A 12,309-nucleotide genomic window follows, 5' to 3' on the forward strand; every position below is an offset into this window, starting at 1 on the left:
CCTATGCCTCCTCGGCGGCTCGGGCGGTCCGCACGGGGCGGGCCTTCCAGAAGTAGTTGTGGATCCCGTCCGCGGTGCCCAGCCGGCGGAAGGTCGGCTCGACCCGGTCCCCGATGGCGACCTCGCTCGCGTCCATGTCGGTCAACTCGATCGGCAGCCGGCCGCCGTTGTCGAAGTCCACGACGGCGAACACCACGGGCGGGCTGGGGGAGTAGGCCATCCGGTCCACGGTGAACGTCTTGACCGTGCCGAGCACGTCGGCGGTGGGCACCGGCTCCATGTCGTCCACGTTGCCACCGGTCATCGACACCCGCTGCGGCGGCAGGTGCACCGCGCCGCTCTGCCGGTCCCGGGCGCCGACGAAGCCGTACTTCCAGTCCACCGAGCGCACCGCGGCCGAGGACGAGGTACGCGCGGGCTCGGGGCGGCGCGGCGGCTCGACCGGCAGCAGCCCGCGCCAGGCCAGGTACTTCCCGTACGGCAGCGGCGCGCCGCCGGCGATCTGCTCGGCGACCGTGCGGGTGGGCCGATAGGCCGCGAGCGCGTCGCCGGCGCGGAAGAGGAACACGTCGGCGCCGTCGGACAACACGACCAGCGCGATCACCGCGCCCGGGGCGGCGGCCTCCAGCGTGGCGGCCAGCAGCAGGCCCGGGTGCGCCGCGCCGGTGTTGCCGACGGTGCCCGACAGGTCGTCGCCGAGCACGCCCTCGCGCAGCCCGAGTCGGCGGCCGAGGCCGGCGACCGCGCGCCCGTGCAGGCCGGCGACCACGGCGTGGTCCACCTGGTCGGCGGTCAGGCCGGTGGCCTTGAGCGCGTCGGTCCAGGCCCGGCGGCCCGCGGCGAGGTAGTTGTTCTCGCCGAACTTCTCCTCCCACACCTTCGACCGCACGTCGCCGGGGGTGCGCCAGCGGTCGACGAACTCGGCCGTGGCGGCGGCGCCGCCCAGGTACTCGGCCAGGACCGGGCCGTCGGCGGGGCCGCCGACCAGGAGCGCGGAGGCGCCGTCGCCGCCGGCCGCCTCGTCGGGGCTGCCGGGCAGGCCGACCCGGATGTCCGCGCCGACCACGAGCGCGCTGTCGGCGCCGGTCAGGGCGAGCCGGAGCAGCCCGGCCGCGGAGCGCACCGAGCCGGCGGCGTCCATCGCCGGCACCGAGCCGTCCAGGCGCAGCGCCGCGTGGATCGCCGTCGCGTTGGTGCGGTCCGTGTACGCGGGGGCGACCGTGGCGAACAGCAGCGCGCGCGGGTCGGCCCCGGGCGTGGCGCGCAGCGTGTTGCGGGCGGCCTCGACGCCCAGGGTGGTGGTGTCCTCGTCGAAGGACGCGACCGTACGGGTGCCCTTGCCGCCTCCGGTGCCGGCCACGGCGGCGATGGTCTTGCGGTCGAGGCGCCGGTAGGGCAGGTAGGCCCCGTATCCGAGGATGCCGCGTCCCGTCGAAACTGCGGTTCCGTCAGTCGTCATTTCTCCGCTTCCGCCTCGTTCCACTCGGGTTCGTCGCGTTGCTGGGTAGCTGGGTAGCTGGGTGGCTCGGTTGCTGCGTGGTGCCGCGGCGGCGTCGGGTGTCCGGGTCGCCGCCGCGGTGGCCGGTGGGTCGGGCCGTCGGCTACGGCGTCTCCAGTCCGATCGCCCCGGCGGCCGCGAGTCGGTCGATCTCCTCGCGGGACATGCCCAGTTCGGTGCCCAGGACCTCGGCGGTGTGCTCGCCCACCCACGGCACCCGGCTCTCCGGGCCCTCGGCGACACGGGAGAGCTTGACCGGGTTGCCGGGGGACAGGATCGGCGCCGGCTCTCCGTCGGTGCGCTCCATCTCGACGAGCATGTGGCGATTGCGCACGTGCTCGTCGTCGATCACGTCGCCCGGGTTGTACACCGGCCCCGACGCGACCCCGACGCCGCTCAGCGCCGCGCACGCCTGCAGGCGCGACTTGTCCGCGGCCCACTCCTCGATGCCGGGGCGCAGGATGTCCTCGATGTGGTCGAACCACGCCTGCGGCCCGTCCAGCCGGGGGTCGGTGCGCCACTCCGGCTTCCCGACCAGGTCGGCCAGCGCCGCGAACATGTGCGGACGGGCGCACTGGATCAGGAAGTAGCCGTCGAAGGCCCGGAACGAGTGGTTGATCAGCGGGGCCAGGCCCGGGTCCTTGAGCCCCATCGACCAGTAGCTGATGCCGGCGTCGTTGAGCGCGACCATGGCGTCGAACATGGAGATGTCCACGTACTGGCCGACGCCGGTGGCGTCGCGGTGGCGCAGCGCGGCGAGCACCCCGATCACCGCGAACAGCGCCGAGCCGGAGTCGCCGAGCGCGCCGAGCGGGGACACCACGGGCGCCGTGTTCGGGTCGCGCTTGAAGTCGTACAGGCCGGCCATGCCCTCGGCGACCGGGGCGTACGCGGGCCAGGAGGCGTAGGGCGACTCGGTGGTGTTGCCGAAGCCGGACACCGACAGGTAGATCGCGCGCGGATTGACGGCGGCGATGTCCTCGAAGCCGAGGCCGAGCCGGCCGGCCGTGCCGGGCTTGAAGTTCTCGCAGACGATGTCCGCCTTCTCGGCCAGGCGCAGCACTATCTCGCGGCCCTCGGGATGCTTGAGGTCGACGGTCACGCTGCGCTTGCCGAGGTTGTTGCGCAGGAAGGTGACGCCGACGTCGCGGCCGAGCGGATCGGTCATCGTCGGCAGCGCGGCGCGCCCGGACTCGCCGACGCCCGGCGACTCGATCTTGACCACCTCGGCGCCCAGGCGGGCCAGCATCTGGGTGGCGTAGGGGAGCGCCTGCATCTGTTCGATGGCCAGGACCCGGATCCCGTCGAGCGGCTTTCCGAAGCGTTGCAGGTCGGCGCCCGCCACCTCACCCAAGCGCATGGTCACTCACTCCCTGTCGTGCGGTCGTACATGTGCCGCGCGGTCGGCCGGCCGGCCGAGCCTGCTGCAGCCGTGCGGCCGGCCCCGGCACCCGGACCCTCGGCGCGGCACCGACACGGCACCCCGCACGAGTGCCCGATAGTCGCGAGACAGGCACCTCGTCACCATAGCTGACGGCCAGTCAGATAAGCATGGGTCGAGTTCCGTGCCGCTCGTCACGCACTCGCGCGGGGTGCCCGGTTCGGGTGACGCGCGAGGGCTCGTCGGCTTGTCGGCGGTCCGAGGAGACCCCGTCTCCATTACGGTGCGCGCATGATCGACGATGCTCTGATTCGCGACGCGGAGTCGGCTGCCCGTGCCCTGCTCGACCGGCGTATCGACCTGATCCGCGAACTCGCCGCATCCACTGCCGAGTTGGAGCCCCTGCTGCAGGCCGCGGCGGCCGGCGAACAACGCGCGCTCCAGGCCTGGTCCGACGCCCTGGCCGGCGGCTGGACACCCGACGAACTCCGCCGGCTCGGCTACCGCGACCCGGACAAACGCCCAACCCCCAAAAAGCCCACCACGAAGCGCACACCCCCCACCACAACACCCCCACCGCCCACCCCGACCCCCGAAACGCCCCCGGCCCCCGCCTCGGTGCCCGAAACACCCTCGGCCCCCGGGACACTCCCGGCGCGGCGCGCGACGCCGGAAACGACCTCGGCGTCCACCCGCCCGGACGCGGCCGAAAACGACTCGAACCCGGCAGACGCAACCGGTCACGGTTCGGCATCCGGGGATGCGACCGGGCGTGGTTCGGCATCCGGGGATGCGACCGGGCACGGTTCGGCACCCGGGGATGCGACCGGGCACGGTTCGGCACCCGGGGATGCGATCGGGCGTGGTTCGGCGCCCGAGGATGCGACCGGGGGCAGCTCGGCGCCCGGGGACGCAACCCGGCGCGGTTCGGCACCCGAGGACGCACCCGGGCGCCATGCGGCATCCGGGGGCGCGACCGGGTGTGGTTCGGCATCCGGGGACGTGGCCGGTGGCGAGCCGGTGACGGTGGACGCGGCCGGCCGCGAGCCGGGACCGGCGGGCGGGGCAGAGGTTGGCCCCGAGCGCGGATCGGCCGGCGCGCAGCCGACGGGCGCCGGCCGTCCGACCACCCCGTCCGTCCCACGCCCGGGGCCGGGGTCGGGGTCGGGGTCGGGAACGAGCCCGGGCCCGCTGCCGCCCGCACGCGCAAGCTCCGGACCGCCCCCGCCCGCGTCCACCCGCCCGGACACCCCCGAAGCCGTCACCCGGGCCGCCGAGTAACCGACCACCGGCACCCGCGCAGGCGCCCCGCGCCCCGCGCCGACCACCGAGTCGGCCCCGACGACGAATCGCTGTATTGTTGGTTGAGCCATGCAGATAACGCACGGCGAGCGACAAGGGGGGCGGTCATCGATACCGCGACGACACCGTGTGACGAGCCGACAGCCGGCCGCGCACCCGACGAACTGGGACGCGAACTCGCGCGCCTCATGCGGCTCTCGGCCGCGGCCAAGGCGCGCAGCCGCGCCGAAGGCGGTCCGATTCCCGACGGGGGAGACCGGCTGCTGCTGGCCTATCTGGTCATGGAGGGACCCCGCCGGGTCACCGACCTGGCCGCGATGACCTACCTGGACGTGTCCACGGTCAGCCGACAGATCGCCTCGCTGGTCCAGCGCGGTCTCGTCGAGCGCCGACCGGACCCCAACGACGGTCGCGGCACGCTGCTCGCGGTGACCGACACCGGCGAGCAGGCGTTCGAGGTGTACCGCAGCCGCCGCCAGGCCGAGCTGGATCGGGTCACCCGCGACTGGTCCGCCGACGAACGCCGGACGTTCGTACACCTCCTGGCCCGCTTCAACGACGACCTCGAACGCGAACAGGCGCCGGCGCGCGACGCCGCGCCCGGCGCGCCGGAAGGCCCCACCGCATGACCGACACGAAACCGCAGGTTCGGCCGCAGCCGGCAGCGGGAGACAGCGGCCTGACCCACCGTCAGATCATGACGATCATGTACGGCCTGATGGCCGGCATGTTCCTCGCCGCGCTCGATCAGACGATCGTCTCCACCGCGATCCGCACCATCTCCGACGACCTGCACGGGCTCAGCCAACAGGCGTGGGCGACCACGGCCTACCTCATCACCTCGACGATCGCCACGCCGCTCTACGGCAAGCTCTCCGACCTGTACGGCCGGCGGCCGTTCTACCTCGCGGCCATCACGATCTTCGTGGTCGGCTCGGCCGCCTGTACGTTCTCCACCTCGATGTACGAGCTGGCCGGCTTCCGCGCCCTCCAGGGCCTCGGCGCCGGCGGCCTGATGTCGCTCGCCTTCGCGATCATCGGCGACGTCGTGGCCCCCCGCGAACGTGCCCGCTACCAGGGCTACTTCCTCGCCGTCTTCGGCACCTCCAGCGTGCTCGGCCCGCTGGTCGGCGGATTCTTCGCGGGCCAGGACGAGATCCTGGGCATCGCGGGCTGGCGCTGGGTCTTCCTGGTCAACGTGCCCGTCGGCGTGGTCGCGCTGCTCGTGGTCGGCAAGGTGCTGCGCATCCCGCACACCCGCCGGCCGCACCGGATCGACTGGTTCGGCGCGATCACCCTGGCCATGGGCGTGGTCCCGCTGCTGATCGTCGCCGAACAGGGCCGCGAATGGGGCTGGGGCTCGGGAGTCTCGCTCGCCTGCTACCTGATCGGCGCCGTCGGCGTGATCAGCTGGATCCTCGTCGAGCGCCGCATGGGCGAGGACGCGCTGATCCCGATGCGCCTGTTCTCCGACCGCATCTTCAGCCTGGCATCGCTCATCGGCGTCATCTTCGGCATGGCGATGTTCGGCGGATTCATGCTGATCCCGCAATACTTCCAGATCGTCAAGGGCGCCAGTCCGACCAAGGCCGGCCTGCTGATGATCCCGGTCATGGTCGGCATGATGGGCTCGTCCATCCTGTCCGGTCAGATCACCTCCAAGACCGGCCGGTACAAGATCTTCCCGATCCTCGGCACCGGCATCGCGGCGATAGCGATGGGCCTGTTCGCGCTCTACGTCGACGCCGGCACGTCCCTGGTGACCACCAGCATGTTCATGGTCCTGCTCGGCATCGGCCTCGGTCAGTGCATGCAGACGCTGATCCTGGTGGTGCAGAACGCGGTACCGCCCCGGGACATGGGCGTGGCCACCTCGGCGGCCACCTTCTTCCGGCAGATGGGCGCCACCGCCGGCACCGCGGTGTTCCTGTCCGTGCTGTTCAGCAACGTCTCCGGGGAGATCGCCAAGGCGTTCACCCGCGACGCGCAGACGCCCGCGTTCAAGTCCGCGCTCTCCGACCCCGCCGTGCTCGCCGATCCGGCCAACGCGCCGGTGATCGAGATGGTCCGCCATCCCGGCCCGGGCGGCGCGCAAGGCTCCGGTGTGCTCAGCGACTCGTCGTTCATCCAGCACCTCGATCCGAGATTGGCCGCCCCGTTCAAGGAGGGCTTCTCCGAGGCGATGCAGCTGGTGTTCCTGATCGCGGCGTGTGTGATGGCGGTGGCGTTCGTCCTGGTCTTCTTCATCAAGGAAGTACCGCTGCGCACCATGTCCGGCCTGCAGGCGAAGGCCGCCGAGGAGGCGGAGCGCGCCGCCGAGGGGGCCGCCGACGTCCAGACGTCCCGGGAACCCGCCGCGACCGGCTCGGGTACGGCCGCCCGAGCGCAGACCTCACCCGAACAGGACGCCCGCCGCGCGGCGGGCAGACGCTGGCCCGAGAACGACTGACCCCGGTCGCGTGCGCCGGACGGACCCGAGCGGGTACGTCCGGCGCACGCACGTTCGGGTACGGGCACACGGCCGGCTCACGCGAGCCGACCCGCCCGCCTCCGCACCATGCCGAGTCCGACCCACGACGCCACGCCCAGGTTCACCACGGCCAGCACCACAAAGGTGAGCACCGCCGCGTGCGCCGAGGCGTGCGCGCCGGCGCCCGTCGTGGACAGGAACATGGTGCCGAACGTGGCCACCCCCACCACGCCGCCGAACTGCATCAGCGTGACCAGTACCCCACTCGCGTCACCCGCGTGCTCGGGCCGGACCCGCCCCAGCGCGCTCGCCATCAGCGGGCCCAGCACCGCGCCCTGACCCAGGCCCATCCCGGCCAGGCCGACCGCGAGCGCCACGCCGCCGTCCCGCCCGCCGTGCACCGAGGCCGCCATGCCCACGTACGACACGGACACCAGCGCGAAGCCCAGATATCCCAGGTGCGCCCGGATCCGCTCGGGCAACCGCCCCCACCACAACCCGGAGACGGCGAACCCGATCGCGCACGGCACATATGTCAGACCGGCCCGCAGCGGACTGTCGCCGAGCCCCGACTGCAGGTGCAGCGCGAGGGTGAACAGGAACCCGTTGTAGCTCGCCACCCCCACCAGCAGCATGATCCCGCCGGACAGCAACCCGGGGGAGCGCAACACCGCGCCCGGCACCAGCGGCGACCCGCCGCGCCCCGACACCCGGCGCTCCACCAGGGCGAACGCGCCCATCCCGACCAGCCCCGCGGCGAGCACCAGCCACCCCCACACCGGCCAGCCCTGCTCGTGCCCCATCACCAGCGGCACCACCAGGGCCAACATCGCCGGCGCCAGCACCAGTACGCCCGGCACGTCCAGCCGCCCCCAGCCCGTGCGCTCGTCGGGCCCGGGCCGGTCGCCGCCCAGCGCACGCCACCCGACCGCGAGCAACAGCACCCCCAGCGGCACGTTGACCAGGAACACCGGCCGCCAACTCGTGCCCCACAGATCCGCGTCGACCAGCACCCCGCCCACGATCTGCCCGACGACCGCGCCGCCGGCTATCGCGGTCTGGTACAGCCCCATCGCCGCCGTCCGCCGCCGTCCCTCGAACCGGCGCTGGATCAGCGTCAACACCTGCGGTACCAACAACGCGGCGCCCGCGCCCTGCAGGCACCGGAACGCCACCAACTCCCCGGTGGAACCGGCCAGCCCGCAGGCCAGCGAGGCCACAGTGAACAACCCGAGCCCGGCCAGGTACGCCCGCCCGTACCCGAAGATCGCGCCCAGCCGCGATCCGGTGATCAGCAACATCGCGTACACGATCGTGTAGCCCGCGATCACCCACTGCAGCCCGGCGCCCGACGTATGCAGGTCCGAACGCATCACCGGAGCCGCCACGTTCACGATCGAGGAGTCCAGGACCGCCATGAACTGCCCGGCCACCAGCACCACGAGCAGCAGCGTGCCCGCGCCCCCGACCCGGCTCCCGTCCTCCCGGCGGCCCTTCGCCGCCCGTCGCCGCTCCCGGGCGGTCGACCCCCGAGAGCCTCCCTCGTCGGGAGCGGTCGATCCGACGACCCCGGCCGCCGGGGTCGTCACCCGCTCCCCACCCCCGTCCCCGTGCCGGGCGCCGCCGCCCGACTTCACATCCGTATCGTTCATGGCAGCGACTCTGCCCGGTGCCGGGTACCCGGACCAGTAGCCTGGTTATCCCGGTATCACCAGGCACCTGGCAATCGAGGCGACGATCGGCGCAGGATGGGTCGATGAACGGCAGCCCGCGTACCGACGCCACCCACCGCCCGGCCGCCCCGGAGCGGGTCGAACCGCCGATCGGGCCGACAGCGGCCCCGACCGCCGACGCCGGGCGCGCCGCGCCGGAATACGTCCGCCCCGAACGCGCCGCCTCCCGAGCCGAGTTGGGCGCCTTCCTGCGCAGCCGACGCGAGCGGATCAGCCCGGAACAGGTCGGCCTGCCCGCAGGCCGCCGACGCCGCACACCCGGGCTGCGCCGCGAGGAGGTCGCACAACTGTCCGGCGTGGGGGTGACCTGGTACACCTGGCTCGAACAGGGCCGCCCGATCAACGTCAGCGCCCAGGTCATCGGCGGCATCGCCCGCACGCTGCGGCTCGACGGCGTCGAGTACGAACACGTCAAGCGGCTGGCCTGCGTGCCGGGCCTGGCCACGCTGCGCGCCGAGGACGAGGTCGACTCGGACACCCAGACCGTCCTCGACGACTTCGCCACGCTGCCGGCGGCGGTGCTGAACGGCCGCTACGACGTGCTGGCCTACAACGCGCTCTACGCCCGGATGTTCCCGAGCCTGGTGGCGGCGCCGAGGCAGCGACGCAATGTGATCTGGGAGTTGTTCACCCGGCCCGCGTGCTGCAACCCCTTCCACGAGTGGCGGGAGGAGTGCGCGGGCGTGGTCGGCGTGTTGCGCGGCAGCTACGCGCGCAATGTCGGCGATCCGCTGTGGACCGCGTTCGTCGACGAACTGATCGCCGCCAGTCCCGAGTTCGCGACGACCTGGGCGGCCCATCCGGTCTCGCTCACCCGCACCCGGACCAAATTCTTCCGCCACCGCGACGTCGGGGTGCTGCACGTCCGGGGGATGCCCACCGACCTCGCCACCTCACCGGGCCAGCGGCTGAGCGTCTACGTGCCCCAGGACGAGCCGACGCGCGAGCGACTGGCCCGGCTGGCCGCGCCCGACTTCGTACCGAGCCCGCCGCACGAACATCCGCCGAGGTAAGCCGAAGGGCCGGAGGATCGAGATCCTCCGGCCCTTCGGTACTGCCCGTGCGCGATACTGGGATTGAACCAGTGACCTCTTCCGTGTCAGGGAAGCGCTCTCCCGCTGAGCTAATCGCGCGGGTGGTGTAGCGGTACGACGGTTGTACAGCGTGCGCGATACTGGGATTGAACCAGTGACCTCTTCCGTGTCAGGGAAGCGCTCTCCCGCTGAGCTAATCGCGCGGGCAGATCACCCTCGGCACCAGGCCCGGGTTCTCTTGGAGGTGGAGACGGGATTTGAACCCGTGTAGACGGCTTTGCAGGCCGTTGCCTCGCCTCTCGGCCACTCCACCAAGTGAAGGAACCATAGTGGTTGCCCACCACATTCCTCTACTTCTTCCGAGCGGACGACGAGATTCGAACTCGCGACCCTCACCTTGGCAAGGTGATGCTCTACCAACTGAGCCACGTCCGCCTGTCGACCCGGGTTGCGCTTCCGCGTCCCGGCGACGTTGAGAACTTTAGCGGATCCGAGGGCCATCACAAAAACCGATTCCCCGCGCACCCCGCCGCGAGACCCGCGCAACCTGCGAAAACGACCGAGGCCGGCCCGAACCGAGAGGGTTCGAACCGGCCTTCGGCGAGCGCCGACGGGGGGCCGCCCGGCGCGTTGGGCCGCCGTTACGACGGCAGATGTTCAACCGCTGTGCACCCGGCGGCCGGGCCCCGCGCTCCATCGTGCGAGCGCCGGCCCCCGAGATCACCCGCGCCGCTCCCCGGACGGCGCCGGTTCGGCATCGGCCCCGGCATCCACCGGACCGGAGGGAACCGGCACCTCGTCCGCGCTCGCGTCGGACGCACGCTCGACCACCGCGGCCGGCGACTGAGCGGGGACCTGCGGCAGTTCGGATGCCCCGGCCTCACCCGCCACCACATCGGACCCGCCCGCGCTCGACTTCGCCAACAAAACCGGCCCGGCAGCCGCCTCGACATCCACGGCCGGCACAACAGCCGTCACCGCGTCACCCTCGGCAGCCGGCACAACGGCGGTCACCGCACCAGCCGACCCGCCCTCGGCGGCCGGCACGACCGCTGTGGCCGCTTCGACCGACTCGGCTTCCGCAGCCGGTACGACGGCGGTCACCGCATCAGCCGACTCGTCCTCGGCGGCCGGCACGACGGTTGTGGCCGCTTCAGGCGACTCGCCCTCGGGGGCCGGCACGACCGCTGTGGCCGCTTCGACCGACTCGGCCTCCGCGGCCGGTACGACGGTTGTCGCCGCGTCGCCGTCGGCAGCCGGCACGACGGCCGTCGCCGCATCAGCCGACTCGCCCTTGGCGGCCGGCACGACGGTTGTGGTCGCTTCAGGTGACTCGCCCTCGGCGGCCGGCACAACGGCAGTCGCCGCTTCAGCCGACCCGACCTCAACGGCCGGTACGACGGTTGTGGCCGCTTCGACCGACTCGGCTTCGCCGGCCGGGACAACGGCCGGCGCTGCTTCCGCCGATTCGTCCGCGTCGCTTGACTCGGCCGCGGTGGCCGGTGTGGCCTTGGCCCCCGCCGTCGGCGGAGCCGCGGGGCGCGGCGGCGGGGCCGCCACCGGCGTGGCCACGGCCGGCGCGGACGCGACAGGCGTCGGCTCGCCCGGGGGCACCGGCGCAGCCGCCGTCGCACCCTCCACCGGAGCCTGCGGGACCGGCGGCGCGCCGAGCGCGGTCTGCGCCGGCGGCGCGAACCCGCCGGGCGCACCGGGCGCGGCCGGCACCGGCGGAGCGAAGTACTGCCCGGTCGGCGCCTGCGCCGGATAGGCCGCCCACGGCGTCGGCGCCCCCGCCGGGAAACCGCCCACCGCTCCCGGAGCCGGGACCAGCCCCGACGCGAACGCCAGCGCCTCGCGCTCGTGCTGGAACGTGGTGATCTTCCGAACCACGAAGATCGCCGCGACCGCCGCGAGGATCAGCACGATGTCCGCGGCCCCCGACAGGATGTCGATGGTCCGCAGCCGATCGGCGTCCGACAACTCGATGTCGTCACCCAGCGGGTAGGACAGCCGGCTCGCGAAGAACAACACCGACGCGCCGACCAGCAGCACCCACCAGGTCCACAACAGCGGCAGCCGCCCGGGCGTACGACCGCCGCGCTCGGCGGTCCGGGGATCGCTCGCGCGCCACACGTCGTGCAGGATCAGCTTCGGGAACCACAGGCTCACCACCGGCACCAGCCAACCGCCGACCGCCCACCCGGTGGACAGGTGCTGCTTCGACGGGCCGAACAGGTCCACGTTGGCCCGGGCCCGATACATCCAGATGATGAACAGCACCGCCGTCGCGATCATCGACAACACCAGGAACGTGATCGCCGCAGCGACCAGCGAGTCCGAGTCCTCGGCCCGGGTGCGCAGCGAGTCCGTGACACCCAGGTCGCCGGCGTCGACGATCTGCCGGAGCACGTCGGCCCGGTGGAAGAACGCCGCCGCGCACAGCCCCGCGAACACCGCCGACAGCGGCAGCAGGATGTACAACGTCACGGCGAGCCCGCGCAGCGAGCGGAACGGCTGCGGCATCCAGCCCCCGAAGGGCGAGGCCGGATACGCCCCCGGCATGCCGTAGGGCGCCTGCGGCGCGAACGCACCCGGCGCGGGCGGATAGGCGCCCGGATACACCCCGGCCGGATGCACCCCGGTGGGCGCGGGTGCGGGCGGAGCGTACGGATCCGGCGGCGTGGGCGCCGCGGGCGCCGCCGGGGCCGCGGTCGACCCGGCGACCACGGGGGCCGACACGGCGCCGGCCTGCTGCGGCGCGACGGCCGGGACGGCGCCGCAGTACGAACAGCGGTCGGCCCGCGTAGACCAGGTGTCGCAGGCGGAACAGTGCACGGATGAACGTCCTTCGATCGCGTGATGCGGTGGAGACTTCGACGGGTCGGGCGAAC

General features: G+C 72.9%; 7 protein-coding genes and 4 tRNA genes. 3 read left to right on the forward strand and 8 right to left on the reverse strand.

What is annotated here, in order from left to right; translation table 11 throughout:
- Position 1 precedes the first annotated feature (1 nt).
- Positions 2-1,459, reverse strand: a complete 1,458-nt coding sequence (locus ACFRCG_RS35605; protein ID WP_380039265.1) for an OB-fold domain-containing protein — start codon at positions 1,457-1,459, stop codon at positions 2-4.
- A 142-nt stretch (positions 1,460-1,601) separates the two neighbouring features.
- Positions 1,602-2,858 carry a CaiB/BaiF CoA transferase family protein gene (locus tag ACFRCG_RS35610; protein ID WP_380039267.1) on the reverse strand — a complete coding sequence of 419 codons (1,257 nt, stop codon included), beginning with the start codon at positions 2,856-2,858 and terminating at the stop codon, positions 1,602-1,604.
- Positions 2,859-4,369: 1,511 nt separating this feature from the next.
- Between ACFRCG_RS35610 and ACFRCG_RS35615 the strand changes: the two genes are divergently transcribed.
- On the forward strand, positions 4,370-4,810 hold the full coding sequence (locus ACFRCG_RS35615; RefSeq protein ID WP_380039269.1) for a MarR family winged helix-turn-helix transcriptional regulator: 441 nt from the start codon (positions 4,370-4,372) through the stop codon (positions 4,808-4,810).
- Positions 4,807-6,630, forward strand: a complete 1,824-nt coding sequence (locus ACFRCG_RS35620) for an MDR family MFS transporter (protein ID WP_380039271.1) — start codon at positions 4,807-4,809, stop codon at positions 6,628-6,630. Before ACFRCG_RS35615 ends, ACFRCG_RS35620 begins: the two co-directional genes overlap by 4 nt.
- A gap of 77 nt (positions 6,631-6,707) precedes the next feature.
- Here the strand turns inward: ACFRCG_RS35620 and ACFRCG_RS35625 are convergent, their stop codons facing one another.
- Positions 6,708-8,303 carry an MFS transporter gene (locus ACFRCG_RS35625; RefSeq protein ID WP_380039273.1) on the reverse strand — a complete coding sequence of 532 codons (1,596 nt, stop codon included), beginning with the start codon at positions 8,301-8,303 and terminating at the stop codon, positions 6,708-6,710.
- Positions 8,304-8,407: 104 nt separating this feature from the next.
- On the opposite strand from ACFRCG_RS35625, the gene ACFRCG_RS35630 reads away from it, so the two are divergent.
- The gene (locus ACFRCG_RS35630; protein ID WP_380039275.1) at positions 8,408-9,397 is read left to right on the forward strand and encodes a helix-turn-helix transcriptional regulator; all 990 of its coding nucleotides are present in this window, start codon (positions 8,408-8,410) and stop codon (positions 9,395-9,397) included.
- A gap of 48 nt (positions 9,398-9,445) precedes the next feature.
- Here ACFRCG_RS35630 and ACFRCG_RS35635 read toward each other — a convergent pair.
- From ACFRCG_RS35635 to ACFRCG_RS35655, 5 genes are all read right to left on the reverse strand, one after another.
- Positions 9,446-9,517, reverse strand: a tRNA-Val gene (locus tag ACFRCG_RS35635).
- Between the two features lie 32 nt (positions 9,518-9,549).
- A tRNA-Val gene (locus ACFRCG_RS35640) sits at positions 9,550-9,621 on the reverse strand.
- Positions 9,622-9,657: 36 nt separating this feature from the next.
- Positions 9,658-9,731 (reverse strand) — tRNA-Cys (locus tag ACFRCG_RS35645).
- Positions 9,732-9,780: 49 nt separating this feature from the next.
- Positions 9,781-9,853 (reverse strand) — tRNA-Gly (locus tag ACFRCG_RS35650).
- Between the two features lie 285 nt (positions 9,854-10,138).
- Positions 10,139-12,253 carry a DUF4328 domain-containing protein gene (locus ACFRCG_RS35655; RefSeq protein WP_380039277.1) on the reverse strand — a complete coding sequence of 705 codons (2,115 nt, stop codon included), beginning with the start codon at positions 12,251-12,253 and terminating at the stop codon, positions 10,139-10,141.
- Positions 12,254-12,309 lie beyond the last annotated feature (56 nt).

It is taken from the genome of Embleya sp. NPDC056575, from assembly GCF_042793325.1.
Lineage (GTDB): Bacteria > Actinomycetota > Actinomycetes > Streptomycetales > Streptomycetaceae > Embleya.